The 25,634-nt window shown below is 70.7% G+C and carries 28 protein-coding genes; 13 read left to right on the plus strand and 15 right to left on the minus strand.

What is annotated here, in order from left to right; translation table 11 throughout:
* Positions 1–92 precede the first annotated feature (92 nt).
* Positions 93–1,244 (plus strand): DSD1 family PLP-dependent enzyme, encoded by a 1,152-nt coding sequence (locus KV106_RS14885; protein ID WP_261210884.1) that lies wholly within the window; start codon positions 93–95, stop codon positions 1,242–1,244.
* Positions 1,245–1,266: 22 nt separating this feature from the next.
* Here the strand turns inward: KV106_RS14885 and KV106_RS14890 are convergent, their stop codons facing one another.
* Together KV106_RS14890 and KV106_RS14895 are read right to left on the minus strand one after the other, a co-directional pair.
* Entirely contained in the window at positions 1,267–1,581 is a 315-nt protein-coding gene (locus KV106_RS14890; protein WP_057594268.1) for a hypothetical protein, read from the minus strand.
* A gap of 376 nt (positions 1,582–1,957) precedes the next feature.
* On the minus strand, positions 1,958–2,785 hold the full coding sequence (locus KV106_RS14895; RefSeq protein ID WP_057594269.1) for a crotonase/enoyl-CoA hydratase family protein: 828 nt from the start codon (positions 2,783–2,785) through the stop codon (positions 1,958–1,960).
* Positions 2,786–2,881: 96 nt separating this feature from the next.
* On the opposite strand from KV106_RS14895, the gene KV106_RS14900 reads away from it, so the two are divergent.
* Together KV106_RS14900 and KV106_RS14905 are read left to right on the plus strand one after the other, a co-directional pair.
* Entirely contained in the window at positions 2,882–4,753 is a 1,872-nt protein-coding gene (locus tag KV106_RS14900) for a PhoX family protein (protein ID WP_261210885.1), read from the plus strand.
* A gap of 13 nt (positions 4,754–4,766) precedes the next feature.
* Positions 4,767–5,156 carry a DUF488 domain-containing protein gene (locus KV106_RS14905; protein WP_261210886.1) on the plus strand — a complete coding sequence of 130 codons (390 nt, stop codon included), beginning with the start codon at positions 4,767–4,769 and terminating at the stop codon, positions 5,154–5,156.
* Here the strand turns inward: KV106_RS14905 and KV106_RS14910 are convergent, their stop codons facing one another.
* The gene (locus KV106_RS14910; protein WP_261210887.1) at positions 5,157–5,765 is read right to left on the minus strand and encodes a glutathione S-transferase; all 609 of its coding nucleotides are present in this window, start codon (positions 5,763–5,765) and stop codon (positions 5,157–5,159) included.
* 128 nt (positions 5,766–5,893) lie between these two features.
* Here KV106_RS14910 and KV106_RS14915 point away from each other — a divergent pair, with 128 nt between their 5' ends.
* On the plus strand, positions 5,894–6,352 hold the full coding sequence (locus KV106_RS14915) for an Lrp/AsnC family transcriptional regulator (protein WP_261210888.1): 459 nt from the start codon (positions 5,894–5,896) through the stop codon (positions 6,350–6,352).
* A gap of 9 nt (positions 6,353–6,361) precedes the next feature.
* Here the strand turns inward: KV106_RS14915 and KV106_RS14920 are convergent, their stop codons facing one another.
* Positions 6,362–7,264, minus strand: coding sequence for an SDR family oxidoreductase (locus KV106_RS14920; protein WP_261210889.1), 903 nt, complete (start codon positions 7,262–7,264; stop codon positions 6,362–6,364).
* A 112-nt stretch (positions 7,265–7,376) separates the two neighbouring features.
* Between KV106_RS14920 and KV106_RS14925 the strand changes: the two genes are divergently transcribed.
* Complete coding sequence (locus KV106_RS14925; protein ID WP_261210890.1) at positions 7,377–8,255, plus strand: CoA transferase; 879 nt, start codon at positions 7,377–7,379, stop codon at positions 8,253–8,255.
* Positions 8,256–8,276: 21 nt separating this feature from the next.
* Here KV106_RS14925 and KV106_RS14930 read toward each other — a convergent pair whose 3' ends face one another.
* Positions 8,277–9,272, minus strand: a complete 996-nt coding sequence (locus KV106_RS14930) for a Bug family tripartite tricarboxylate transporter substrate binding protein (RefSeq protein ID WP_261210891.1) — start codon at positions 9,270–9,272, stop codon at positions 8,277–8,279.
* A gap of 140 nt (positions 9,273–9,412) precedes the next feature.
* Here KV106_RS14930 and KV106_RS14935 point away from each other — a divergent pair, with 140 nt between their 5' ends.
* A complete protein-coding gene (locus KV106_RS14935; protein WP_261210892.1) occupies positions 9,413–10,417 on the plus strand; it encodes a LysR family transcriptional regulator in 1,005 nt (334 codons plus the stop codon).
* Here the strand turns inward: KV106_RS14935 and KV106_RS14940 are convergent.
* Entirely contained in the window at positions 10,377–11,327 is a 951-nt protein-coding gene (locus KV106_RS14940; protein ID WP_261210893.1) for a hypothetical protein, read from the minus strand. The two genes, KV106_RS14935 and KV106_RS14940, sit on opposite strands and share 41 nt — an antisense overlap.
* Positions 11,328–11,454: 127 nt before the next feature.
* Between KV106_RS14940 and KV106_RS14945 the strand changes: the two genes are divergently transcribed.
* Positions 11,455–11,835, plus strand: coding sequence for a tautomerase family protein (locus tag KV106_RS14945; protein WP_261210894.1), 381 nt, complete (start codon positions 11,455–11,457; stop codon positions 11,833–11,835).
* Here KV106_RS14945 and KV106_RS14950 read toward each other — a convergent pair.
* The 3 genes from KV106_RS14950 to KV106_RS14960 form a co-directional block, all read right to left on the minus strand.
* A complete protein-coding gene (locus KV106_RS14950) occupies positions 11,789–12,706 on the minus strand; it encodes a DMT family transporter (protein ID WP_261210895.1) in 918 nt (305 codons plus the stop codon). The two genes, KV106_RS14945 and KV106_RS14950, sit on opposite strands and share 47 nt — an antisense overlap.
* A gap of 63 nt (positions 12,707–12,769) precedes the next feature.
* Positions 12,770–13,549 carry a helix-turn-helix domain-containing protein gene (locus KV106_RS14955; protein WP_314733640.1) on the minus strand — a complete coding sequence of 260 codons (780 nt, stop codon included), beginning with the start codon at positions 13,547–13,549 and terminating at the stop codon, positions 12,770–12,772.
* A gap of 40 nt (positions 13,550–13,589) precedes the next feature.
* Positions 13,590–16,004, minus strand: coding sequence for a YgiQ family radical SAM protein (locus tag KV106_RS14960; RefSeq protein ID WP_057594751.1), 2,415 nt, complete (start codon positions 16,002–16,004; stop codon positions 13,590–13,592).
* A 218-nt stretch (positions 16,005–16,222) separates the two neighbouring features.
* Here KV106_RS14960 and KV106_RS14965 point away from each other — a divergent pair, with 218 nt between their 5' ends.
* Positions 16,223–17,167 (plus strand): bifunctional helix-turn-helix transcriptional regulator/GNAT family N-acetyltransferase, encoded by a 945-nt coding sequence (locus tag KV106_RS14965; RefSeq protein ID WP_261210896.1) that lies wholly within the window; start codon positions 16,223–16,225, stop codon positions 17,165–17,167.
* Positions 17,168–17,179: 12 nt separating this feature from the next.
* Here KV106_RS14965 and KV106_RS14970 read toward each other — a convergent pair whose 3' ends face one another.
* The 4 genes from KV106_RS14970 to KV106_RS14985 form a co-directional block, all read right to left on the minus strand.
* Positions 17,180–17,962, minus strand: a complete 783-nt coding sequence (locus KV106_RS14970; protein ID WP_261210897.1) for a 3-hydroxybutyrate dehydrogenase — start codon at positions 17,960–17,962, stop codon at positions 17,180–17,182.
* Positions 17,963–17,976: 14 nt separating this feature from the next.
* The gene (locus KV106_RS14975; RefSeq protein ID WP_261210898.1) at positions 17,977–18,747 is read right to left on the minus strand and encodes an acetoacetate decarboxylase; all 771 of its coding nucleotides are present in this window, start codon (positions 18,745–18,747) and stop codon (positions 17,977–17,979) included.
* Between the two features lie 90 nt (positions 18,748–18,837).
* A complete protein-coding gene (locus KV106_RS14980) occupies positions 18,838–19,968 on the minus strand; it encodes a patatin-like phospholipase family protein (protein WP_057594747.1) in 1,131 nt (376 codons plus the stop codon).
* A 211-nt stretch (positions 19,969–20,179) separates the two neighbouring features.
* The gene (locus tag KV106_RS14985) at positions 20,180–20,629 is read right to left on the minus strand and encodes a CHRD domain-containing protein (protein WP_057594746.1); all 450 of its coding nucleotides are present in this window, start codon (positions 20,627–20,629) and stop codon (positions 20,180–20,182) included.
* 141 nt (positions 20,630–20,770) lie between these two features.
* Between KV106_RS14985 and KV106_RS14990 the strand changes: the two genes are divergently transcribed.
* On the plus strand, positions 20,771–21,352 hold the full coding sequence (locus KV106_RS14990; RefSeq protein ID WP_261210900.1) for a DUF924 family protein: 582 nt from the start codon (positions 20,771–20,773) through the stop codon (positions 21,350–21,352).
* Between the two features lie 6 nt (positions 21,353–21,358).
* Here KV106_RS14990 and KV106_RS14995 read toward each other — a convergent pair whose 3' ends face one another.
* Positions 21,359–22,279: a YihY/virulence factor BrkB family protein gene (locus KV106_RS14995; RefSeq protein ID WP_057594744.1), complete on the minus strand. Its 921-nt coding sequence runs from the start codon at positions 22,277–22,279 to the stop codon at positions 21,359–21,361.
* Positions 22,280–22,366: 87 nt separating this feature from the next.
* Here KV106_RS14995 and KV106_RS15000 point away from each other — a divergent pair, with 87 nt between their 5' ends.
* The 4 genes from KV106_RS15000 (at position 22,367) to KV106_RS15015 (ending at position 25,091) form a co-directional block, all read left to right on the plus strand.
* Positions 22,367–22,933: a chromate transporter gene (locus KV106_RS15000; protein WP_057594743.1), complete on the plus strand. Its 567-nt coding sequence runs from the start codon at positions 22,367–22,369 to the stop codon at positions 22,931–22,933.
* 61 nt (positions 22,934–22,994) lie between these two features.
* Complete coding sequence (locus KV106_RS15005) at positions 22,995–23,594, plus strand: chromate transporter (protein ID WP_057594742.1); 600 nt, start codon at positions 22,995–22,997, stop codon at positions 23,592–23,594.
* A 42-nt stretch (positions 23,595–23,636) separates the two neighbouring features.
* A complete protein-coding gene (locus KV106_RS15010; protein WP_057594741.1) occupies positions 23,637–24,611 on the plus strand; it encodes an aldo/keto reductase in 975 nt (324 codons plus the stop codon).
* 3 nt (positions 24,612–24,614) lie between these two features.
* Positions 24,615–25,091: a DUF3237 domain-containing protein gene (locus KV106_RS15015; protein WP_057594740.1), complete on the plus strand. Its 477-nt coding sequence runs from the start codon at positions 24,615–24,617 to the stop codon at positions 25,089–25,091.
* A 3-nt stretch (positions 25,092–25,094) separates the two neighbouring features.
* Here the strand turns inward: KV106_RS15015 and KV106_RS15020 are convergent, their stop codons facing one another.
* On the minus strand, positions 25,095–25,616 hold the full coding sequence (locus tag KV106_RS15020) for a GNAT family N-acetyltransferase (protein WP_057594739.1): 522 nt from the start codon (positions 25,614–25,616) through the stop codon (positions 25,095–25,097).
* Positions 25,617–25,634 lie beyond the last annotated feature (18 nt).

Below are 25,634 nucleotides of genomic sequence, written 5' to 3' on the forward strand. Positions count from 1 at the left end.
AAGGCGCGCTCATTTCGATGCGATCATTTCACAAGGCATTCGCCCGCGTGTTCCGGCGCGGCACATCGACCCTCCACAGAAAGAGACATCCCGTGTCCCTCGAAACCCACTCCCCCGTCAATGCGCCGCTGATCGGCGTGCCCGGCGGCCGCCAGCAGCTCGACACGCCGGCGCTGCTGATCGACCTCGGCGCGATGACGCGCAACATCGAGCGCATGGCCGCCTTCGCGCGCTCGCGCGGCGTGGGGCTGCGGCCGCACGTGAAGACGCACAAGTCGGTGGCGATCGCGCGCATGCAGGTCGCGGCCGGCGCCATCGGCGTGAGCTGCGTGACGGTGGGCGAGGCCGAGGTGATGGTCGCGGGCGGCATCCCGGGCGTGCTGCTGACCTCGCCCGCGGTCACGCCGAGCAAGATCGCGCGCGTGCTCAAGCTCGCGCGCCAGGCCGGCCCCGGCGGGCTGATGGTGGTGATCGACGATCCGCGCAATGCCGCCGAGCTCGCGCGCGCCGCGGCCGCCCTGCCCCATCCGCTCGACGTGCTGGTCGACTACGGCGCGGGCTACAACCGCACCGGCGCGGCCACCGAAGCCCAGGTGCTGGCGCTGGCCGCGGCGATCGCGGCCGAGCCGCGGCTGCGGCTGCGCGGCCTGCAGGCCTATGCGGGCAACCTGCAGCACATCGTGGAGCGCGAACATCGCAGCGCCTCGGCCGCGGGCCTGCGCCGGACGGTGGCGCAGATCGTGGCCGCTGCCGAGCGCCAGGGCCTGCGCTTCGAGATCGTGACCGGGGCCGGCACCGGCACCCACGACCTCGATGCGCAGGGCGACGGCTTCACCGAGCTGCAGGCCGGCTCGTACGTGTTCATGGACGCCGAGTACGCGCAGGTGCTGGCCGGCAATGCGCCGGCACAGGCCTTCGAGGTCTCGCTGTTCGTGCAGGCCGCGGTGGTCAGCACGCAGGCGGCCGACTGGGTCACGGTGGACGGCGGCAGCAAGTGCTTCGCCACCGACAGCGGCGTGCCGCTGGTGGCGCGCGGCGCCGGCACGGGCAGCCGCTATGCCTTCTTCGGCGACGAGCACGGCAAGCTGCTGGTGCCGGCCGACGAACGCCCGGCGCTGGGCGCGCGCGTCGAGTTCGTGACGCCGCACTGCGACCCGACCGTGAACCTGCACGACGTCTACCACGTGGTCGAGGACGACACGCTGGTCGCCATCTGGCCGGTGGATGCGCGCGGGAAGCGCTGAGGAAGATAAGGAAGAAGGCCGCTCAGACGCGCGGCAGCGCGGCGAGGTAGGTCGACACCACGATCGCCGCCGCGCGGTCGAGCTGCAGGATGTCCGCCACCTCGAAGGCATGCGGCGCGGTGCGGCCGGTGGCGCCCAGCGGCTTGCGGATCTCGACCAGCACCTCCGCCGCCAGTTCGCGGTCGCTGCGCGGACGGCCGTCGGCATGCATCACCCAGGCGTCGACGTCGTCCATCGCGATCGTGCGGAACACGCCGACGATCGGGACGTACTTGTAGCGATCCTCGCCCACGAGGATGGGGACGTTGAGATTGCAGAAAAACGTGGTCGTCGACATGCAGGGTCGCTGCCGCTTGGCAAGGTTCTTTTAGTAATTGATGACAGTGATACGAAGGATTTCCCGCGACTGGCGTGTACAGAGCATCGGGTCGTGACCTAGTGCACACAATGAGACCCAAAGAGCCTCATTGCACCAAAACGAATACTTACATTTTACATGATCGTAAATCTTTGTGTCAGATCGGCATCAATTTGTTAATTGTTTGAGCCAAAAAGATCACACTCGACGGTCATGAGGCACCGGCCCGGCCGGCGAACGCGCAGGCGCGCGCCGCACGCCGCGGGCAGCGGGCGCGTCGCGTGCAAGGGCCACCCGCCTCGTGCGGCGGTGCCGGTGAATGTCCCCCGGGGGGTATCGCGGTCGTTGCGCTCGCTCAGCCGGGCGAGGCGAAACGCGGTGCGCGCCGCTCGATGTTGGCGCGCACCGCCTCGACCTGGTTCGGACTGCCGATCAGCGCCTGCTGCTCCACCGACTCGGCGATCAAGAGTTCGGCCGCGCTGTGCGCCAGCGAGGCATTGAGCAGCCGCTTGCCGGCGCGGATCGCGTCGGGGCTCTTGAGCGCGATCTCGTGCGCCATCGCGAGCGCCTCGGCCAGCGGATCGGCCGAAAGGCGCGTGGCGAAGCCCAGCTGCAGCGCCTCCTCGCCCGAGAACACGCGGCCGGTGTAGGTGAGCTCGCGCACCACGTCGCTGCGCGCCAATTCGCGCATCAGCACCATGCCGCCCATGTCGGGCACCAGGCCCCACTTGATCTCCATCACCGACAGCCTGGTATCGGGCGCGACGATGCGGATGTCCGCGCCCAGTGCCACCTGCAGTCCGCCGCCGAAGGCCACGCCATGCACCGCGGCGATCACCGGCACCGGCACCTCGCGCCACACCATCGCGACCTGCTGCGCGGCATTCGCGAGGCCGTGCGTGCGCGCCACCAGCCCGGCGCCGCCGGCCGACTGGCCCAGCACCTCGCCGGCCGTGCCCTGCTCCATGCGCTGGAACGAAGCCATGTCCAGGCCCGCGCAGAAGGCCTTGCCGCGCCCGGCGATCACCACCGCGCGCACCGTGGCGTCGGCGCGCAGCGATTCGCCGGCGGCGATCAGCGCATCGAACATCGCGGGGTCGAGCGCGTTCATCTTGTCGGCGCGGTCCAGCTGCAGTTCCACCACGCCGTCGGGGTGGCGGATCGTTTCGATGCGTTCGGTCATGCGGTGTGTCTCCTGGGGTCGTTGGCAAAGTATCGCGCGCCGCGGTGCTCGGCGATGATGGCGGCTGTCGCCGACCCAACACCCGCACCGCCTTTCATGTCCCTCGACCGCCGCCGCTTCCTGCAATCGGGCACCGCCGCCGTGGTGGCGCTGCTGGCCCAGCACCCTGCCGGGGCCACCAAGCCCACGGTGTCCATCGAAGGCAGGGAAGCGCTGGGCTTCACGGCCGTGCCGGCCTCGCTGCGCGACGCGGTCGTGGTGCCGCCCGAGTACGAATGGCAGTTGCTCTACCCCTGGGGCACGCCCACCGGCATCGCCGGCCAGCCGATGCCCGCCTTCGCGCCCGACGGCGGCAACAGCGCCGCCGACCAGGCGCTGCAGGCCGGCATGCACCACGACGGCATGCATTTCTTTCCGCTCGCCACACCCGGGCGCGCGCTGCTCGTGATGAACCACGAGTACACCGACGAGCAGCTGCTGCATGCCGACGGCGCGAAGGAATGGAATGCGCAGAAGGTGCGCAAGTCGCTGCATGCGATGGGCGTGTCGGTGATCGAGATCGCGCGCACGCCCGAGGGCGGCTGGCGCCAGGTGCTGCCCTCCCCCTATGCCCGCCGCGTGCATGGCAAGACGCCGATGCGCATCGCCGGCCCGGCCGCGGGTTCGCCGCGCCTGCGCACCGCGCTCGATCCCGCCGGCACGGAGGTGCTCGGCACCTTCGCCAACTGCGCGATGGGCGTCACGCCCTGGGGCACCTACCTCACCTGCGAGGAGAACTTCCACGGCTACTTCGGCGGCCCGAAGGAGGCGGCCAAGGAGGCCACGCCCGCGCAGCGCCGCTACGGCACGGTGGCGGGCTCGCAATGGGTCGAGTACTGGCGCTTCGACGAGCGCTTCGACCTGAGCCGCCATCCCAACGAGCCGCACCGCTTCGGCTGGGTGGTCGAGATCGACCCCTTCGATCCCGCCGCGAAGCCCGTCAAGCGCACCGCGCTGGGCCGCAAGCGCCAGGAGAGCGCGACCTGCACCGTGACGAAGGACGGCCGCGTGGCGGTCTACATGGGCGACGACGCGCGCTTCGAATACATCTACAAGTACCTGAGCACCGGCCGCATCGCGCCCGCCGGCGAGGGCTCGCGCGCGGCGGCCAACGCGCGGCTGCTCGACGAGGGCACGCTGTACGTCGCGCGCTTCGACGCCGACGGCCGCGGCCGCTGGATCGAGCTGGTGCACGGCCGCCACGGGCTCGACGCCGCGGCCGGCTTCGCCGACCAGGCCGAGGTGCTGGTCCATGCGCGGCTCGCGGCCGACGCGGTGGGCGGCACGAAGATGGACCGCCCCGAGTGGATCGCGATCAGCCCCGGCGGCGAGGTCTACGTCACGCTCACCAACAACAGCCAGCGCGGCGACCTCGACAAGCCCGGCCCCGATGCCGCGAACCCGCGCGCAGACAACCTGTTCGGCGGCATCCTGCGCTGGCGCGAGGACGACGGCGACGCGGCGAGCGCGGGCTTCGCCTGGGAGCATTTCGTGCTCGCGGGCGACACCGCGCAGCCCGGCAGCGGCGCGCGCTATCCGAGCGCCGATGCCGACCTGTTCGGCAGCCCCGACGGCCTGCACTTCGACAGCGGCGGTCTGCTGTGGATCCAGACCGACATGAGCGGCCAGCTGATCGGCAAGCCGCCCTACACCGCCCTGGGCAACAACCAGATGCTGGTGGCCGACCCGGCCACGGGCCGCATCAAGCGCTTCCTGACCGGGCCCAGCGGCTGCGAGATCACGGGCTGCGTGGTCGCACCCGACCGCCGCGCGCTGTTCGTCAACGTCCAGCATCCGGGCGAGTCGCGCGACGACGGCAGCGCCACGCACAACAGCGCCTGGCCCGACGGCACCGCGCCGGGCAGCGCGCGGCCGCGCTCGGCCACGCTGGTGATCCGGCGGCGCGACGGCGGCATCGTCGGTACCTAGAGGAGACCCATCCATGAGCATCCGCATCGTTCGACTCGGCACGCCGCGCAGCCCCGGCGAAGGCCTGCGCGTGGGCACCGTGCGGCGCCCGCCGCGCGGCGTGCCCAAGAGCGAATTCGCGTCGCAGGACTGGTACGACGTCTGGTACCCGAACCTCGCGCCCTCGACCGAGACCATGAAGCTGGGCCAGGCCGCGCGGACGCCGGCCGAGTGGACGGCCTTCATGCGCAAGTACAAGGCCGAGATGGCCGAGGCCGACGCGAGCCGCAGCCTCGACCTGCTCGCGGCGCTCTCGCACCGGACCGCGCTGGCCGTGGGCTGCTACTGCGAGGACGAGTCGCGCTGCCACCGCTCGCTGCTGCGCGGCCTGCTGGCCGAGCGCGGCGCCGACATCGCGGCCTGATCAGAGCTGCGGCAGCGCCGCGAACACCGGCAGGGCCTCGGCGCGCGCGGCATGGGCCGCCAGTGCCGGGCAACGCGCGGGTGCCACCAGCTCGGGCAGCATCAGCTGCGTGAACGACCAGGCCACGGCCGCCGAGACGGCGTCCTGCGTCAGCGCCGCTTCTTCGGCGGTCCACGGCGCCACCGCCACCTCGCGCTCGAGTTCGTCATAGGCCGCCAGCAATTGCCCCAGCACCCGGTCCACCCAGGGCTGGTGCAGCTTCTCGGCCGGCCGGAGGTTGCGCTCGTAGACGATCTGCACCGTCTTCTCGCAGGCCGCGAGCGCGAGCCCCGTGAGGCGCAGCGCGCGCAGCCGCGCCGCCGCCTCGGCCGGCCACAGGCTGCGGCCGGCGAGGAACTCGGCGTACTCGACGATCAGGGTCGAATCCATCAGCACCGCGCCGTCGTCGAGCACCAGCGTCGGCGCCTTGACCACCGGGTTGATCGCGCGGAACTGCTCGAAGGTGCTGAACACCGAGAGCGAGCGGTGTTCGAAGGGAATGCCCAGCAGCCGCAGCGAGACGGCGGTGCGGCGCACATAGGGCGAATCGAGCATGCCGACGAGTTGCATCGAGGGTTCCTCCTTGGGTCTTGAACGAAGCCACGACCTTAGCGGCGCCCGTGCGCGCGGGCCACGGGCATTCATCGAAAATCGACGCTCCCGGCCGATGGACCATCGGTGCCCCCTCTTCTCATCGCATGGACATCGACAAGAAAGACCGCCTGATCCTCGAAGCCCTGCAGGCCGACGCGCGCCAGAGCCTCGCGGCGCTGGGCAAGCGCATCGGCCTGTCGCAGCCGGCCATGAGCGAGCGCGTGCGCAAGCTCGAGGACGCGGGCGTGATCGAGGGCTACGGCGCGCGCGTCAACCTGCGCGCGCTCGGCGTGGGGCTGCAGGCCATCATCCGCATCGACACCACGCATGCGGGCATCGCGCGCTACCTGAAGCTGTTCGAGCAGATGCCCGAGGTGCTGAGCGCCGACCGCGTGACCGGCGAGGACTGCTTCATCGTGCGCTGCGCGATCGCCGAGCCGGCCGAGCTCGAGCGCGTGGTGGACGCGCTCGCGGTCGACGGCGCGGTCACCACCTCGCTGGTGCTGTCGAGCCCCGTGAACAAGCACGTCACCGTGCACGCGGCGAAGCCGCCGAGGAAGTAGCGCGCAGGCTCAGCGCTGCGTCTTGTCCTTCTGGTTCTGCGCCTCGATGCGCTCGCGCGCGGCCAGCCAGTCGCCGTCGCTCCACTGGCGCAGCTCGTAGAAGTTGCCGCCGTTGGCCAGCGCGTTGGCGCCGTCCATCATGATGCTCTGGCCCGTGAGCCAGTCGCACTCGCCCGGCGACATCAGGAAGGCCGCGAGGTTCTGCAGCTCGCTCATGCGGCCGGTGCGCGCCATCGGGCTCATCGCGATGGTGCGCGCGCCGGGCTCCTCGCCGGGGTTCAGGCGCTTGCTCATGCCCTCGGTCGGGATCTCGCCCGGGCCCACGGCATTGAGCCGCACGCCGTAGCGCGCCCACTCCACCGCGAGCGACTTGGTCATCACCTCGATGCCGGCCTTGCTCATCGCCGAGGGCACCACGTAGGGGCTGCCGTTGTCGACCCAGGTCACGATGATGCTCATCACGCTGCGGAAGGCATCGCCGGCCTTCCACTGGCCCGACTTGGCCTCGGCCACCCAGCGCTTGCCCACGGCCTGCGTGACGTAGAAGCTGCCGTGGAAGACGATGTTCGCGATCGCGTCGAAGGCGCGCGGCGAGAGACTCTCGGTCGGCGAGACGAAGTTGCCGGCCGCGTTGTTCACCAGGCCGGTGAGGCCGCCGCTCTGCCAGAGGCTCTCGACCATCTCGTCCACGCTCTGGGCGACGCGGATGTCGACGCCGAAGGTGTCGATGCGCCGTTCGGGAAACTGCTGGCGCCACTCGGCCGCGGTCTCCTCGCAGACCGACTGGCGCCGGCCGCAGATCGCGATGTCGGCGCCCAGGCCGAGGAAGCGCTCGGCCATCGCGCGGCCGAGCCCGGTGCCGCCGCCGGTCACGAGGATGCGCTGGCCGCTCATGAGGGAAGATTGGAACATGCGTCGTCTCCTGGAGGTTTGCCTGACGGCGGCCATGCTACGCGCGGCGGGCGCCGCGCGCATCGGGGGCCGGGTCGCGGGCGCGACGCGGGGCTGGGGCGAGAATGGCGCCATGCCCGACTCCATCGACGCCTCCTCGCAGCCGCTCGCCGGCGTGCGCATCCTGAGCCTCGCGCTCAACCTGCCCGGCCCGGCCGCGCTGCTGCGCTGCCGCCGCATGGGCGCCGATTGCCTGAAGCTCGAGCCGCCCGCGGGCGACCCGATGGCGCTCTACAACCAGGCGGCCTATGCCGCGCTGCACGATGGCATCGCCATCGAGGCGGCCGACCTCAAGAGCGAGGCCGGCCAGCGCGCGCTGCACGAGGCGCTCGCGCGCACCGACGTGCTGCTGACCTCGTTCCGTCCCTCGGCGCTGGCCAAGCTCGGCCTGGACTGGAACGCGCTGCATGCGCGCCATCCGGCGCTGTCGCAGGTGGCGATCGTCGGCGCCCACGGCGAACGCGCCGAGGAGCCGGGCCACGACCTGACCTACCTCGCCGAGAGCGGCCTGGTCACCGGCACCGCGCTGCCGGCCACGCTGTTCGCCGACATGGGCGGCGCGCTGCTCGCGAGCGAGGCGGTGCTCAAGGCGCTGCTGCTGCGCGCGCGCGGCGCCACGGCCGGGGGCGTGTACCTCGAGGTCGCGCTCAATGTCTCGGCCGACTGGCTCGCGCTGCCGCGCACCTGGGGCCTGACGCAGCCACAAGGCGCGGTCGGCGGCGCGCATGCGGGCTACCGCGTCTATCCCTGCGCCGATGGCCGCGTGGCGGTGGCCGCGCTCGAGCCGCATTTCGCCGCCCGGCTGTGCGAGGCCGCGGGCCTGGCCTCGCGCGACATGATGGCGCCGGCCACGCACGAGGGCGTGGCGGCCTGGATCGCGCTGCGCAGCCGCGCCGAACTCGAGGCGATGGCGCGCGAGCGCGACGTGCCGCTGCTCACGCTGGCGGACTGAGGCCCGCCGGGCCGGCGGGCCTCAGAGCTTGATGCCCGCCGCCTTCACCGTCGGCCCGAGCACCGCCACCTGCTCCTTCACGATGCCCTCGAAGCGGGCCGTCGTCTCGGGCTTGGCGACGATGCCCAGCTCGATCAGCTTCTTCTGCACCTCGGCCATCGCCAGCACCTCGTTGCAGGCGGCATGGAGGCGCGCCACCACCTCGGGCGGCAGCTTCGCGGGGCCGCTGAGGCCGAAGAAGTTCTCGAGCACCAGCTTGGGCTGCCCGACTTCGGCGATGGCCGGCACCTCGGGCATCAGCGGCGAGCGCGCGCTGCCCGTGACCGCCAGCGGCACCAGCTGGCCGCTCTTGAAGTACGGCACGTAGGCGGTGATCACGTCGATCCCCACGGGGATGGTGTTGGCGATCAGGTCGGTGGTCATCGGCGCGCCGCCGCGATAGGGCACATGCTCCAGGTGCAGCCCGGTCACGCGCCGGATCAGCTCGCCGTGGATATGGCCGATCGAGCCCGGGCCGCCCGAGCCGAAGTCGAGCCGGCCGTCCTTGCGCGCGCGGGCTTCCAGGTCGGCGAAGCTCGCGATGCCCGAGCCCTTGCTGGCCATCACCGCCAGCGGCGCCGAGCCCAGCGCGGCGATGTGGCTGAAGGCCGCGACCGGGTCGTAGGGCTGCTTGTCGAGCGTGAAGGGCCCGAGCGCGATCGGCGTGGTGTTGGCGAGCATCAGCGTGTAGCCGTCGGGCGCCGCGGCCGCGACCTGGGCGCCGCCGATGGTGCCGCCCGCGCCGGGCTTGTTGTCGATCACCACCGCCTGGCCGAGCCGGCGCGCGAGCTGCTCGCCCATCACGCGCGCCAGGATGTCGCTGGAGCCGCCGGGCGGGAAGGTCACGACGATCCTGATCGGCCGGTCGGGCCATTGCGCGAAGGCCGGCAGCGCGAGCGCGGCGGCGCCGGCCGCCAGCAGCTGCAGCGCGCCGCGGCGCGTGGGACGAACAGGGGAAAGGTGGGCGGTGGAGGTCATGGCGCGGTCCAGCAAGAGCAATGCCCGCACTCTAGGAAGCGGCCCATGGCACGCCAATCGCTAGCGCGTTATGCGCGGCATAGCAAAGCGCCGGGCCCGCGCGATGGCTCGGCACCAAAGCTGTGCAGCGTCCTTTCTCCATGTCCCGCGCCAACGATCCTTTCGACACCTACCTGCTGCGCGTCTTCGCCGTGCTGCTGGCCGAGCGCAGCGTCTCGCGCGCCGCCACGCGCCTCAACCAGTCGCAGCCGGCCGTGAGCACCGCGCTCAAGCGGCTGCGCGAGATCTTCGGCGACCCGCTGCTGGTGAAGGACAAGCAGCGCATGGTGCCGACCGAGCGCGCGCTGCGGCTCGAGGCCTCGGTGCGCGTGGTGCTCGGCGAGATCGACGCCCTGCTCGCGCCGGCCGACAGCTTCGATCCCGCGACCACGCGGCTGACCTTCCACCTCGGCACGCCCGACTACCTGGCGCCGCCGCTGATGGCCGCGGTGGTGCAGTACCTGCGCGGCACCGCGCCGGGCGCGCGCCTGTTCATGCATCCGCTCGGGCCCGAGTTCGACGTCGAGGCCGCGCTGGCCGACGGCTCGCTCGACGTGGTGGTGGGCAACTGGCCGCAGCCGCCCGAGCACCTGCACACCACCTTGCTGATGGAGGACGAGATCGTCTGCCTGGTCGACCGCGACCACCCGGGCGCGCAGGGCCTCGCGTTGAGCGACTACCTGCACGGCGCCCACGTGGTACCGCAGCTCTACAGCACCCTGCAGCGCGGCGTGGTCGAGAGCCACCTGACCACGCTGCGCCTGGCGCGCACGCCGACCGTGACGGTGCCCTACTTCTCGATGGCGCCGCAGCTCCTGCCCGGCACCGACCTGATCTTCACCACCAGCCGGCACTTCGCGCAACACTACGCCGCCCTGCTGCCGCTGGCGATCGTGCCGGCGCCGCTCGATTTCCCGCCGATGCGCTTCTACCAGCTCTGGCATGCGCGCCACCAGCGCGCGCCGGGCCACCTGTGGTTCCGCTCGCTGCTGTCGGCCGTGATGCGCACGGCCGGCGCCACGCGGCACCTGCGGCTGCCGCCGGCCAGGGCCGGCACGGCGGCGCTCAGCGGCCCAGTCCCTCGCGCTGCCGATCCTCGCGCTTGAGCGCGAGGTAGGTGTCGAGGTCGATCTCGTGCAGCTGGCGCGGGAACTGCTCGGCGGCCGCGAACCAGTGGCGCTGGCGCTGCTCGGACTGGCCCTTGGCATCGGCCGCGAGGTAGGCGTCGAGCGTGAGGAAGTAGCGCATCGCATTGCGCTCGACCAGCCCGCGCATGCCGCGGATGTACTCGGGCTTGCCGTCGGGCGCCTGCCCCACCACGGTGAAGCCGACCTTGTCGCGCCCGAAGGTCGCGAGGTAGGCCTGGGTGGCGAGCTTCACCATCAGGCTGTGGTCGTAGCTGTAGCTGAAGTGCAGGAAGCTCTTGCGCTCGTCGAGCGCCACCGCCTCCAGCGTGACGTGGTAGTTGCTGGTGCCGAACGGGCCGCTGGCGGCCGACAGGTCGATCATCAGGTGCTCGGGCGTCGCGCTCGCCACGCGGTAGGCGAAGGGCAGCTCGAAGGCCTGGTCGACCGGCTTGTCGTAGCGCCGCACCACGTAGAGCGTGAGCGTCTCGCGGCCCGGCGCGCCGCTGACGCGGCAGCGCCGGTTGTTGACGTGCAGCAGCATCAGCTCGCACCAGTTGGCCGAGCCCTTGAGCGCGCTGCCGACCTCCGACAGCGGATGCTCGACCACCGCATAGACGTCGCCCTGCAGCCCGCCGGGCGTCTCGATCGAGTCGAGCTGTATCGGACGGCCGAAGCTGCTGCGTTCGAGCTTGTCCTTGAGCTGCCGGTGCTGGGCACGCAAAGCCTGCGCGGGCGCTTCGCCGGCCGCCGCTTCGCTGGCGGTGGGAGCGGCGGTGACTTGCAGGCCGCTCGCCAGCAGCCAGCCGCACAGGACGGCGCCACAGGCACGCCCCAGGCGCCGCGCTGGCGAGAACATGCCGGGGCCCGACCGGTAGAACGAAATGCTCATCGGGCCACACCATACAACGGCGCGGCCTTTCGCGTGCTCGGGCGCTTCCCGCGCCCTGCTTCCTGCACGCCGGCACGGACGCGCCCACAATCGCGCCGAGCGCCTCCCGCTCGCCAAGGAAGACACCATGCCCCTCGTCCGCATCGACCTCCCCGACACCGCTCCCGAGACGCTAGGCCCGGCCATCGGCGATCTCATCTACCAGGTGATGACCGAGACCATCAACGTTCCCGAGGACGACAAGTTCCAGGTCATCGCGCGCCATCCGCCGGGGCAGCTCGTGCATCCGCGCAGCTACCTGGGCATCGAGTATTCGGCGGGCTTCGTGCTGATCCAGATCACGCTGAACCAGGGCCGCAGCATCGAGATGAAGAAAGCCTTCTATCGACGCGTGGCCGACGGGCTGCACGAGCAGCTCGGCATCCGGCGCGAGGACGTGTTCATCAGCCTGGTCGAGGTGGTCAAGGAGAACTGGTCGTTCGGGAACGGAGAGATGCAGTACGCGTAGCCCAGGCGCCGCCGGCCAATGCCACCCCCGGCAGTACCAGCGCGAGCGCGATCCAGGTCGAGGCCGTGAGCGGCTCGCGCAGCAGCCAGGCCGCGCCCACGGCGGTCATCAGCGGCACCAGCGCGCCCGACAGCGAGGCGCGCGCCGCGCCCAGCCGCGCGACGGCGACGCCGTAGAGCGCAAGCCCGAGCAGGCCCGCGAACAGTCCCTGTCCCACGGCCTGCAGCGCCACGTCGCGCAGGGGCGCGCTCAGCAGCCGGGGCGCGCCCGCGAGCCACAGCAGCGGCAGCAGCAGCAACGTCGAGCCGAGGTTGACCGCGGCCGCGCCCTGCCAGGCCGTGAGGCCGCTGCGGCGCAGCGCCAGGGTGTAGCCCGCCCACAGCAGCGCGGCGAGCAGGAACAGCAGGTCGCCGCGCCATGCCGAGGCGGCCGCGGCCAAGCCGCCGAGGCCGGACACCGCGAGCCCCGCGGCCATCAGCGCCAGCCCGAGGCAGCGCGAGCGCGCGGGCCGCTCGCCGTCGAGCCACCAGCCGCCGAGCGCGGTGAACAGCGGCACGCTGCCGGCCACGAACACGCCCATGTGGGCGGCCGGCGCCCACTGCGCGCCGGCCATCGCCACCAGCCCGAACGGCAGGCCGCCACCGAGCACCAGCAGCAGGCCCTGCCGCGCCGGCAGCGCGCGCAGCACCGCGCGCGAGGCCCACGCCACCGGCAGCAGCACCAGCGCGGGAATCGCGTAACGCAACACCGCGAGCTCCAGCGGGCCGAGCGAGGTGGTGACGCCATGGCGCGAGACGATCTGCCAGCCGCTGCCGATCAGCGCGGTGGCGAGCGCGGCGAGCACGCCTGTCCAGGGAAGGGATCGGTTCATGCGGCCAGTCTGGCCGTGCGCGCCCGGCGGCGCTATCAAGATCCTGCGCAGCCGCGTGCGGACTTACGCGGCGTGAAGCGCGCGGCGCGCCTCGCCGGGCGTCACGCCGACCTCGCGCAGGAACAGCGCGCCGAGGTGGCTCTGGCTGCAGAAGCCGAGCGCGTGCGCCAGGCCCGCGAGGTCGCGTTCGCCGGCATCGAGCTGCGCGAGCGCGGCGGCCAGCCGCAGGTGCAGCCGGTACTGGTGCGGGCTCAGGCCGGTGCGGCGGCGAAAGCTGCGCGCCAGATGGAACGGCGAACTGCTGGCGGCTTCCGCCAACTCGTGCAGCGACAACGTGCGGCCTTCCGCCGCCTCCGCCGCCAGGCAGCGCCGCGCTCGGCCCACGGTGCCCTCGCTGTGCGCGAGACCACCGGCCGCGAGAGCGTCGGCGATCAATTGCGGCGTGGCATCGACGGCATCGAGCCCCGCTTCGAGGCGGCGCCAGTGCAGGCGCAGCCGGTACAGGGCGCGTGGCGACAACAGGCGCTGGGCCGCGTCGCCGGTCCAGGGCGCATCGGCCACGCCGTCGGTGGCGCTCACGACCACGCTGCAGCGCGGCTCGCGCGCCTGGGGGCGCAACTGGTAGCGCTGCGCGGGCGCGACGCGCAGGGCCGTCAGCGCATCGATCCAGGCACCGGGGCCGTCGTCGCCGCGGAACTCCATCGCGGCGGCATCGAAGGGCAGCACGAGCCGGCCCGAGGGCGCGGTGTAGACGGGACTCCATTGCGGCGCGGTTGCGTGCGAACGCACGCGCTCGACGCGCCAGCGCGGGTCGGTGGCCAGGAGGATGCGTTGCTGTGCCATGGCGGCCGGGGCGATCGCCGCAGCGGGATCGCCCGCCGCTTCAGCGCACCTTGCGCGCCGAGGGCTTGCCGCCGGCGGGCTTGGCCGAGGGGCGGCCCGAACCGGTGTCGCGCGGCGGCAGCCCGGTGTGCTGCGTGAGGATGCGGCCCTTCGAGGGCTTGACCATCGGCAGCTTCACGGCCGGCGCGGCCTTGGCGGTCTTGGTCGCGGGTGCGCTGGTCGAATTCTTGCGGCGCGCGCTGGTGTAGCCGCCGTCGGTCAGCGGCTGCCAGGTCGGGATCAGGTGATGCTTGCCGTTGCCGATCAGGTCGGCGCGGCCCATGGCCTTGAGCGCCTCGCGCAGCAGCGGCCAGTTGTTGGCGTCGTGGTAGCGCAGGAAAGCCTTGTGCAGCCGGCGCCGCTTCTCGCCGCGCACGATGTCCACCGTCTCGCTCTCGCGCGTGATCTTGCGCAGCGGGTTGCGGTTGCTGTGGTACATGGTCGTGGCCGTGGCCATCGGGCTCGGGTAGAAGGTCTGCACCTGGTCGGCGCGGAAGCCGTTCCTCTTGAGCCAGATCGCGAGGTTCATCATGTCCTCGTCGCTGGTGCCCGGATGCGCGGCGATGAAGTACGGGATCAGGTACTGCTTCTTGCCCGCCTCGGCCGAGTACTTCTCGAACATCTGCTTGAACTTGTCGTAGCTGCCGATGCCGGGCTTCATCATCTTGCTGAGCGGGCCCTGCTCGGTGTGCTCGGGCGCGATCTTCAGGTAGCCGCCCACGTGGTGCTGCACCAGTTCCTTCACGTACTCGGGCGACTGCACGGCGAGGTCGTAGCGCAGGCCCGAGCCGATCAGGATCTTCTTGATGCCGCGCAGCGCGCGCGCGCGGCGGTAGATCTTGATCAGCGGATCGTGGTTGGTGTTGAGGTTCTGGCAGATGCCCGGGTACACGCAGCTGGGTTTGCGGCAGGCGGCCTCGATCTCGGGCGACTTGCAGCCGATGCGGTACATGTTGGCCGTGGGGCCGCCGAGGTCGGAGATGGTGCCGGTGAAGCCCTTCACGCTGTCGCGGATGGCCTCGACCTCCTTGATGATCGAGTCTTCCGAGCGGCTCTGGATGATCCGGCCCTCGTGCTCGGTGATCGAGCAGAAGGTGCAGCCGCCGAAGCAGCCGCGCATGATGTTCACGCTGAAGCGGATCATCTCCCAGGCCGGGATCTTGGTCGCGCCGTCGTGGCTGCCGTTCTCGTCGGCATAGCGCGGATGCGGACTGCGCGCATACGGCAGGTCGAACACGTGGTCCATCTCGGCCGTGGTCAGCGGGATCGGCGGCGGGTTGATCCAGACGTCGCGCGCGGTCGTGCCCTCGCCATGCGCCTGCACCAGCGCGCGCGCGTTGCCGGGGTTGGTCTCGAGGTGCAGCACGCGGTTGGCGTGGGCATAGAGCACCGGATCGGCGCGCACCTGCTCGTACGAGGGCAGGCGGATCACCGAGCGGTCGCGCGGCGGCACCTTGGTCTTGCCGCGGCCCTGCAACGCGGGGTTGGGCACGAACTGCAGCGGCTTGATGGCGGGGTTGACCGCCGCGGAGGCCACGGCCGGCGAACCGGCGACCTCGGCCGCCTTGGCGACCGCCTCGGCCTCGTCCTCGCGCGCGCAGCTCGCGCCGTTGGCCTTGGCCTGGTCCGAGACCATCAGGTAGGGATTGACGTGCGCCTCGACGCGGCCCGGCTCGTCCACGCTGGTGGAATCGATCTCGAACCAGCCCTCGGGCGTTTCGCGGCGCACGTAGGCGGTGCCGCGCACGTCGTCGATCTGGTGCACCGGCTCGCGCGCGGCGAGGCGGTGGGCGATCTCGACGATGGCGCGCTCGGCGTTGCCGTACAGCAGCAGGTCGCACTTCGAATCGACCACGATCGAGCGGCGGACCTTGTCCTGCCAGTAGTCGTAGTGGGCGATGCGGCGCAGGCTGCCCTCGATGCCGCCGAGCACGATCGGCACGTCGTTCCAGGCTTCCTTGCAGCGCTGCGAATAGACGATGGCCGCGCGGTCGGGCCGCGAACCGCCGACGTCGCCGGGCGTGTAGGCGTCGTCGCTGCGGATCTTGCGGTCCGCGGTGTAGCGGTTGATCATCGAATCCATGTTGCCGGCGGTCACGCCGAAGAACAGGTTCGGCTTGCCGAGCGCCTTGAAGGGCTCGGCGCTCTGCCAGTCGGGCTGGGCGATGATGCCCACGCGGAAGCCCTGCGCCTCGAGCATGCGGCCGATCACCGACATGCCGAAGCTCGGATGGTCGACATAGGCGTCGCCGGTGACGATCACCACGTCGCAGCTGTCCCAGCCGAGCGCCTCCATCTCCTGGCGCGTGGTCGGCAGGAACTTCGCCGTGCCGAAGCGGGCTGCCCAGTACTTGCGGTAGCTGGTCAGCGGCTTGGCGGCGCGCGCGAAAAAGGAGACGTCGACGGGGGCGTTCATCAAATGGGGGTGGTGCGGCAGGCGGCCTCGAAGACAAACGAGAGATGCGGCTGCGATGGGTAACCCGCGATTTTAGGGTTTTCCACCCTTCCTGTCCCGTGAAAGCGGTGGCGCGGCGTCTCGATTAGGGGCTTCGGCCCAGGCTCGCCCCGCCTATATACCAATCTTCAGTCATTCAATTGCTTGCTTTTGTCAATCAATTGGCGCACAGTCGCTCCATGCCGACCACCGAATCCCCCGCCGTTCCCGCCGACGCCGTCAAGGCCGTGCGCCGTTTCAACCGCTTCTTCACACGTCAGGCCGGCGTGCTCGAGCCTTACCTCGGCGGCGCGCTGCCGCTGACCGAGGTGCGCGTGCTCTACGAACTCGCGCACCGCGACGCGCTGGTCGCGACCGATCTCGCGCGCGAACTGGGCCTGGACGGCGGCTACCTGAGCCGCATCCTCAAGCGCTTCGAGACCGAGGGCTGGATCGTGCGTTCGCCGAGCCCGCGCGACGCGCGCCAGAGCCTGCTGACCCTGACCGGGGCCGGCCACGCCGCCTTCGCGCCGCTGCAGCAGAAGTCGCGCGAGGAAGCCGCCGCCCTGCTCGCGCCACTGCCGCCGCGCGAGCGCGAACAGGTGGTCGAGGCCATGGGACGGATCGAGCGCCTGCTCGACCCCGCGGCACCGCGCGCGCCCACGCGCACGGTGGTGCTGCGCGACCCCAGGCCCGGCGACATGGGCTGGGTGGTGCAGCAGCACGGCGAGCTCTATGCGCGCGAGTACGGCTGGAACAGCGAGTTCGAGGCGCTGGTCGCGGAGATCGTGGCGCAGTACCTCCGCAAGTTCCAGCCCGAATGGGACAAGGGCTGGATCGCCGAGCTCGACGGCGAGCGCGTGGGCGCGATCTTCGTGGTGCGAAAGTCGGCCACCACCGCGCAGCTTCGGCTCTTGCTGCTCACGCCCGCCGCGCGCGGCCTCGGCCTGGGTGGCCGGCTCACCGACGAATGCATCGCCTTCGCGCGCGCCAGGGGCTACCGCAAGATGGTGCTGTGGACCAACAGCTGCCTCACGGCCGCGCGTGCGATCTATGCGAAGCGCGGCTTCGAACTCGAGAAGTCCGAAGCCTACGAGGGCTTCGGACAGCAACTGGTCGGCGAGACCTGGTCGCTCAAGCTCTAGCGGCGATCGCGCTCACTGCATGTACCAGCCATGGCTCACCACCAGCGACTGGCCGGTGAGCGCATTGGTCGGGAAGGCCGCGAACAGCAGCGCCACGCGCGCCACGTCGTCGGTGGTGGTGAATTCGCCATCCACCGTTTCCTTGAGCATCACGTTCTTGATGACTTCCTGCTCGCTGATGCCCAGCGTCTTGGCCTGCTCGGGGATCTGCTTCTCGACCAGCGGCGTGCGCACGAAGCCCGGGCAGATCACGTTGGCGCGCACGCCGTGCTTGGCGCCTTCCTTGGCCACCGTCTTCGCGAGGCCGATCAGGCCGTGCTTGGCCGTCACGTAGGGGGCCTTGAGCAGCGAGGCTTCCTTCGAGTGCACCGAGCCCATGTAGATCACGCTGCCGCCGCGGCCCTGGGCGTACATGTGCTTGAGGCAGGCCTTGGTCGTGAGGAAGGCGCCGTCGAGGTGGATCGCGAGCATCTTCTTCCAGTCGGCGAAGCTGAACTCCTCGACCGGATGCACGATCTGGATGCCGGCGTTGCTCACCAGGATGTCGATGCCGCCGAAAGCCTTGGCGGCCTCTTCGACCGAGGCGTCGACCTGCGCCTCGCTGGTCACGTCGACCGCCACGCCGATGGCCTGCGCGCCCGTGGCCTTGAGCTCGGCCGCGGTGGCGTCGGCCGCTTCCTTGTTGAGGTCGGCGATGACGATCTTCGCGCCTTCCTGCGCGAAGAGGATCGCGATCTCCTTGCCGATGCCGCTGGCCGAGCCGGTGATGTAGGCGACCTTGTCCTTGAGTTGCATGCTGGTTCCTTGGGTTAGGGTTGCGAAGAAGAGGAAGGGGCGAGGTAGTCGTGCTCGACCGTGCCGAGCGCGAGCGTCATGTCGGCGATGTAGTGCACGGCCGATTCGACCTTGCGCACCGGCAGCTCGGCCACCGGCGCGAGCGCATGCGGATGCAGCTCGAGCGAGGCCGGGCCGGTCCAGGCACCGTGCAGCGTGACGTCGACCATGTGGTAGCGCACCAGCTCGCAGATGCGCGCCGTGCCATCCACGTGCGGAATGATCTTGAGCAGGAAGTTGGGCTGCGCGATGCCTGCAAGGATCGGGCCGGGCTCGAGCGCGCGGTGCTTGAAGCCCATGGTGGCCTTGGCCACGCGCAGCTTGCCGTAGTCGAGGGTGCCGACGATGGTGTCGGTCTCGTAGTCGAACTGCGGCGAGGCCAGCTTCTTCGGGAAGCCCCAGAGTTCGCGCCCGCCCGCGATCGGCGGATGGTCGTTCAGGTACATCGCATGCACGTAGGCGCCCTGCTCGAGGCCGCGCGCGGTGCGCAGCTGCACCGGGATGACCTGGCCCGACTCGGTGTAGTCGCCGAAGCCGGTGGAGTCGGGCATGCGGATGAACTCGTACTTGACCAGCGGCTCGACCACCTCGAGCGGCTCAGGCACCACGGCGCGCAAGGCGTCGAGGTCGGTGCGGTAGGTGATCACCATGAACTCGCGCCGCATGAAGCGGTACGGTCCGGGCGGAAAGGCGGGGCTGGTGAGCGGCATGGCGAAAGCCTGGCGCCGCACGTCTTCAATGTTCACGACATTCCTCCTTTGAAGCGTTTGAAAACCGGCAACCAGTCTCGTGCCGGTTTCTTAGCCGGGGCTGAATCGTGAGGGCGGTTCTTCTCGTCAGCGTGACAGGCCGGGCCGCTTCACGCGGCCGCTGCCGCCCTCGCCGAGGTCGAAGGTGGTGACGCCGTTGACCGCGGCGTCGCTGCGCAGCGTCTCGGGATGCGCGAGCACGCGGCGCATGTCGCGCGCGCCCGACTCCCAGTGCTCCTCGACCGCCGCGCGCGAGAACTCGTAGTCCTTCGACTCGAGCTCGTAGGGCTTGTCGCGGTAGATCAGGTGGAAGATGTCGATCGGGTGGTGCGTGAGCTCGGCCTGCACCGCCTCGACCGCGGGGTCGCGGCGCAGGTGCGGCGGCAGCTTCTCGATCAGGTCGGCGATCGCCTGCTGCAGGTTCATGTTGGCCGCCAGCGCGTCGGTGTTCATGCGGGTGCGGCTCGAATAGGTGATGTCCTTCTGCCGCTCCATCACGCCCGACAGCGTATGCGGCATCTCGCCGCGCGCATTGAACAGGTCGACCTGCAGCACCACCAGCGGCTCGCTGCGCGGATGCAGGTCGAGCACGTACTGCAGCGGCGTGTTCGAGACGATGCCGCCGTCCCAGTAGTCGTCGCCGTCGATGTGCACCGGCGCGAAGCCCGGCGGCAGCGCGCCGCTGGCCATGATGTGCTCGGGGCCGATGCGCTGGCGCGTGTTGTCGAAGTACACCGAGTTGCCGGTGCGCACGTTGACCGCGCCCACGCTGAAGCGCGCCTCGCAGTGGTTGATGCGGTCGAAGTCGACCAGGCGCTCGAGCGTGGCCTTCAGCGGCGAGGTGTCGTAGTAGCTCAGGAGCGGCGCCGCGCCGCCGAGCAGGAAGGCCGGCGAATAGCGCGGCTCGAAGAAGCCGGGAATGCCCACCAGCGAGGCCATGGTCGCGCTCCACTGGTTCTGCGTGGCGCGGTCGCCGAGCCAGGACGGCAGGCGCTGCGAGGGGCCCGAGGACACCAGGTGCCAGAACTCGCGCAGCCGGTCGACGCGGTGCTCGGGCGCGTTGCCCGCGATCAGCGCGGCGTTGATCGCGCCGATCGACACGCCCGCGATCCAGCGCGGCTGCAGCTCGGTCTCGCTGAGCGCCGCGTAGACGCCGGCCTGGTAGGCGCCGAGCGCGCCGCCGCCCTGCAGCACCAGGGCCTTGCCCGCGGCGCGCATGTCCTCGCGCCGCGCGGCGAAGGCCTCGAGCTTGCGGGCCGCGGAAACGGCCTGGCTCTTGCGGCGGGCGGGGGGAGACGGGGAACGGGGAGAAGGAGAGACAGGGGAGGAACGGGGCTTCTTCGGGGACGTCGTCATGAAGTCATTTGACATCAGCCCCGTGACCCCCGACTGACCAGGGGGCACTCGAACCCCGTTCGGCGGACCTGCGTCACATCTTCGGCAGCAATTGGCCGCGGATCTCGCCGCCCGGGTTGGCCGCCGTGTGGACGTTGGCGTACCACTTGCCCGCGCTGAGGTCGGCCGCCTGCGCGGGCGTGAGCGTGGCCTCGCCCTCGATCGGGCTGGCCGCGTTCGAGAACGGCAGCACCACGCCGGCATTGGCGCCGGCGGCGGCGGGGCCGTGGAAATGGGCCGCGGTGGCCGGGCCGCTGAGGCCGGTGTAGGTGATCTTGTACTTGAGGACGTTGGTGTCGCGGTTGAGCCAGGCCTCGGCCATGCCGCTGCCGCGCGTCATGTTCGGCGGCACCTCGCTGGCGGCGTTCATCGCGCCGCTGAAGCTCGCGACATTGGCCTTGGACATCATGCCGCAGCCGGCCAGTGCCGCGCTGGCCGCGCCGGCGACGAGGGCGGCGCGCAAGAGGGTGCCGTATCGGTTCATGGAAAGTCTCCTGGTCGTGAATGGATGCGGACCAGCATAGGCAGGCCCTGCGCGATCCCTTGTCGGCCACCACCCCGAATTCGCCGTGCACGCGGCGCCAGCCCTGGCATTGAAAGCCGATTGAAAGAAGACAATGCCGCGATGATTTCCGCCTCCGAATCTTCTGAATCTTCTTCGTCTTCCACCCTGCCCTCGGCGCACGATGTGGTGCAGTTCTGGCGCGAGGCCGGCCCCAAGCGCTGGTTCGCCAAGGACGAGACCTTCGATGCCGCGTTCGCCGGCCGCTTCGTCGAAGCCCACCACGCCGCCGCGCGCGGCGAGCTCGACGACTGGATGAACGATGCCGAAGGCACGCTCGCGCTGCTGGTGCTGCTCGACCAGCTGCCGCGCAACGCCTGGCGCGACAACGCCCACATGCTGGCCACCGACGGCAAGGCGCTGGCCGTCGCGCACCATGCGGTCGAGGCCGGCTTCGATCGCCAGCTCGAAGAGGTGCTGCGGCCTTTCTTCTACATGCCCTTCATGCACTCCGAGGTGCTGGCCGAGCAGGAGCGCTCGGTCGTGCACTGCGGCGCGCTCGATGCCAACACCCTGCGCTTCGCGGTGCTGCACCGGGACATCGTGGCGCGCTTCGGCCGCTTCCCGCACCGCAACCGGATGCTGGGCCGCGCGAGCACGCCCGAGGAAGAGAAGTTCCTCGCCGAGGGCGGCTTCAAGGGCTGAGCGCGTTCAGAGATCGCCGCCCGAGCGCGTGCGCGCCGGCACGTGGTCGTCCTTGCCCTTGCCGATGCCGACGTCGGAATGCTTGAGCGAGCCGTAGCTGCGCGCATAGACCCAGGTGAACTCGGCGCCCAGCAGGAAGATCTGCGCCGAGTAGTAGACCCACACCAGCACCACCACCAGCGAACCCGCGGCGCCGTAGCCCGAGGCCACGCTGCTCTTGCCGATGTACAGGCCGATCAGGTGCTTGCCGACGGTGAACAGCAGCGCCGTCACCGCCGCGCCCACCCACACGTCGCGCCACTGCACCTTCGCGCGCGGCATGATCTTGTAGATCATCGCGAAGATCACGGTGACCATTGCGAAGCTGAAGCCGAAGTTGACCCACTGGGCCAGCGTCTCCCAGGCGCCGAACATCGGCGACCACCACTTGCCGAGCGCGGCCAGCGCGGCACTCGCCACCAGCGACACCATCAGCAGGAAGCCGATGCCCATCACCATGCTGAAGGACAGCAATCGCACGCGCAGCAGGTTGAAGATGCCGCTGCTCTTGGCACGCGCGGGGGCGCGCCAGATGCGGTCGAGCGCGTCCTGCAGCTCGCCGAACACGGTGGTGGCGCCGACCACCAGCAGCGCGATGCCGATCAGGGTGGCGACGATGCCCTCGCGCGGCTTGTTGACCGCCTGCAGCATGCTCTGCACCGCGGCCGCGCCCTGCTCGCCCATCAGCCCCGAGAGCTGCGCGAGGATCTCGCCGCGCGCGGCCTCCTGCCCGAACACCAGCCCGGCGACGGCGATCACGATCAGAAGCAGCGGCGCGATCGAGAACACGGTGTAGTAGGCGAGCGCGGCGCCCATGCTCGGGGCGTAGTCGTTGGACCAGGAAGCGACGGCGCGGCGGCAGAGATCGAAAAGGGCGCGAAGGTGCATGGCGTTGGAGTCTCCTGTCGGTGGTGGCGCCGTCCTGTCGGTGCGACGCCCGGCATCTTGCCGTCCGCCTACGATAATCGCTGCGCCATGCAACCGTCTCCCCCCGCGCATCCCCAGTCGCCGCGCGACCTCTTCGTGTCCTTCACCCTGCTGGCGCTGCAGGGCTTCGGCGGCGTGCTGGCGATCGTGCAGCGCGAGATGGTCGAGAAGAAGAAGTGGCTCACGCCCGAGCAGTTCCTCGAGGACTGGGCCGTGGCCCAGGTGATGCCGGGGCCCAACGTGATCAACCTCGCGCTGATGATCGGCGACCGCTACTTCGGGCTGCGCGGCGCCGTGGCCGCGGTGGCCGGCATGCTCACGGTGCCGCTGTTCGTGATCCTCGCGCTCGCGGTGCTCTACGCGCACTACGCGGGCAACCCGCAGGTCGCGGGCGCGCTGCGCGGCATGGGCGCGGTGTCGGGCGGGCTGATCGCGGCCACCGGCATCAAGCTGATCCCGCAGTTGCGCAAGCACCCGCTGGGCTTCGCCACCTGCCTGGTGTTCGTGGCGCTGGTGTTCGGCGCCATCGCCTGGGCGCGCGTCCCGCTGGGCTGGGTGCTGCTGGTGCTCGGCGGCGTGGCCTGCGGCTGGACCTGGAAGAGGATCGAGCCATGAGCGCCGCGCCGGGCCGCCCCAAGCAAGCTCGCACCGCAGTGCGAAGCACGGAGGTACTTCAATGAACATCGTCATGCACTGGCACGACTGGCTGGCGCTGTTCGGCCAGTACATGCTGCTGTCGATGCTCTCGATCAGCGGCGCCATCACCACCGTGCCCGACATGCACCGCTACCTGGTGGCCCAGCACGGCTGGCTCACCGATGCGCAGTTCACCTCCTCGGTCGCCATCGCGCAGGCCGCGCCCGGGCCCAACGTGCTGTTCGTCGGCCTCATGGGCTGGAACGTCGGCCTCAACGCGGGCGGCGGCATCGGCGCCGGGCCCTCGGCCTGGCTGCTCGGCCTGTTCGGGCTGGCCGTGACCATGGTCGGCATCATGCTGCCGAGCACCACCCTCACCTACTTCGCCACCCGCTGGGGCCACCGCAACCGCACCCGGCGCGGCGTGCGCGCCTTCAAGCAGGGCATGGCGCCCGTGGTGGTGGGCCTCTTGATCGCCACCGGCTGGGTGCTGGCCGCCGGCAACCACGTGGGCGATGCGCCGGCCTGGCACCTGTGGCTCCTGACCGGCGTGGCCGCGCTCGTCGTCTGGCGCACGCGCATCCATCTGCTGTGGCTGCTGGGCGCCGGCGCGGTGCTCGGCGCCATCGGTTTCGTCTGACCTTCGCCCCTTCCTCCTCCCTCTTTCCTCAGGAGCTTTCCCATGTCGCAACTTCGCCCCCTCGGCCGCTCCGGCCTCCAGGTGTCCCCGCTCGCCTTCGGCGGCAACGTGTTCGGCTGGACCGTCGACGAGGCCGCCTCGTTCAAGCTGCTCGATGCCTGGCTCGATGCCGGCTTCAACTTCGTCGACACCGCCGACGTCTACTCGTACTGGGTGCCGGGCCACAGCGGCGGCGAGTCCGAGACCATCATCGGCAAGTGGCTCAAGCAGAGCGGCAAGCGCAGCCGCGTGGTGCTGGCCACCAAGCTCGGCAAGTCGATGGGCGAAGGCAAGGTCGGGCTCTCGCCGGCCTACATCCGCGAGGCGGTCGAGGCCTCGCTCAAGCGCCTGCAGACCGACTACATCGACCTCTACCAGTCGCACGACGACGACGCCAACACGCCGCTCGAGGACACGCTGGGTGCCTTCGACGACCTCGTGAAGGCCGGCAAGGTGCGCGCCATCGGCGCCTCGAACTTCACCGCGCCGCGGCTGGCCGAGGCGCTCGACGTCTCCGAGCGCCTGGGCATCGCGCGCTACGAGAGCCTGCAGCCGCTGTACAACCTCTACGACCGCGCCGTGTTCGAGGACGATCTCGAGCCGCTGTGCCTGAAGCGCGAGGTCGGCGTGATCAACTTCTATGCGCTGGCCGCCGGCTTCCTCACCGGCAAGTACCGCACCGAGGCCGACGCGGCCAAGAGCGCGCGCGGCGCCAGTACCACCAAGAAGTACCTCAACCCGCGCGGGCTGCGCATCCTCGAGGCGCTCGACAAGGTGGCCCAGCAGTACAACGCGAAGCCGGGCCAGGTCGCGATCGCCTGGCAGATCGCGCGGCCCTCGGTGACGGCGCCGATCGCGAGCGCGACCTCGATCGCCCAGCTCGACGAACTGGTGACCGCCACCCAGCTCAAGCTCGACGCGGGCACGATCGCGATGCTCGACCGCGCGAGCGAGGAAGAAGGCAAGGCGGCGGCCTGAGCCATGAGCGACTTCGACGCCATCGCGGCGCCTTCGCTCGAACACTTCGCCAACCTGCGCGTGGAGGTCGGCGCACCCCAGGTGCTGGGCCAGGGGCCGGGCGGCCTGCGCCGCGTGGTGCCGATCACCGGCGGCCAGGCGCAAGGCCATGGCTGGACCGCGCGCGTGCTGCCGGGCGGCAGCGACTTCCAGCTGATCGTGGGCGAGACCCTCTCGGTGCTCGATGCGCGCTACGGCCTCGAGACCGATGCGGGCGACCTCGTCTACGTGCAGAACCACGCGATCCGCAGCGCCTCGCGCGAGACCATGGCGCGGCTGCTGCGCGGCGAGCCGGTCGATCCGGCGCAGGTGTATTTCCGCTGCACGCCGCATTTCGAGACCGCCTCGCCCGCGCTGGCCTGGATCGCCGAGCGGCTGTTCCTCGGCGCCGGCGTGCGCCGGCCGGCCGAGGTCGTGATGCGCTTCTGGGCCGTGAACTAGCGCTCAGCCGTCGACCGGCTCGGCGGGCGTGGCCAGGATGCGCTGGTAGAAGGCCACGTCGAGCCAGCGGCCGAACTTGAAGCCCGCCTGCCGCACCGTGCCCGCGTGCTCGAAGCCCAGGCGCTCGTGCAGCGCGATGCTGCCGGCGTTCTGGGCATCGATCGCGCCGACCAGCACGTGCACCTCGCGCGCCTGCGCCTCGGCCACGATCGCCTCGAGCAGGGTGCGGCCCAGGCCCTTGCCGCGGTCGGCGGCATCGACGTACACCGAGTGCTCGACCGTGTACTTGTAGGCGGGGAAGGCGCGGAAGCTGCCGTAGCTCGCGAAACCCATGAGCCGGCCGTCGTCGTCCACCGCGCCGATCACCGGGAAGCCGTTGGCGCGCTTGGTGGCGAACCAGCCGGCCATCTGTTCGGGCGTGCGCGGTTTGTAGTCGTAGAGCGCGGTCGAGGTGACGATGGCGTCGTTGAGGATCGCGAGGATGGTGCCGGCGTGGGCTTCCTCGGTGCAGGGGATCAGGCGCATGGGAGTCCTTCGCAGATT

The organism is Variovorax endophyticus, from assembly GCF_025376855.1.
Taxonomy (GTDB): domain Bacteria; phylum Pseudomonadota; class Gammaproteobacteria; order Burkholderiales; family Burkholderiaceae_C; genus Variovorax.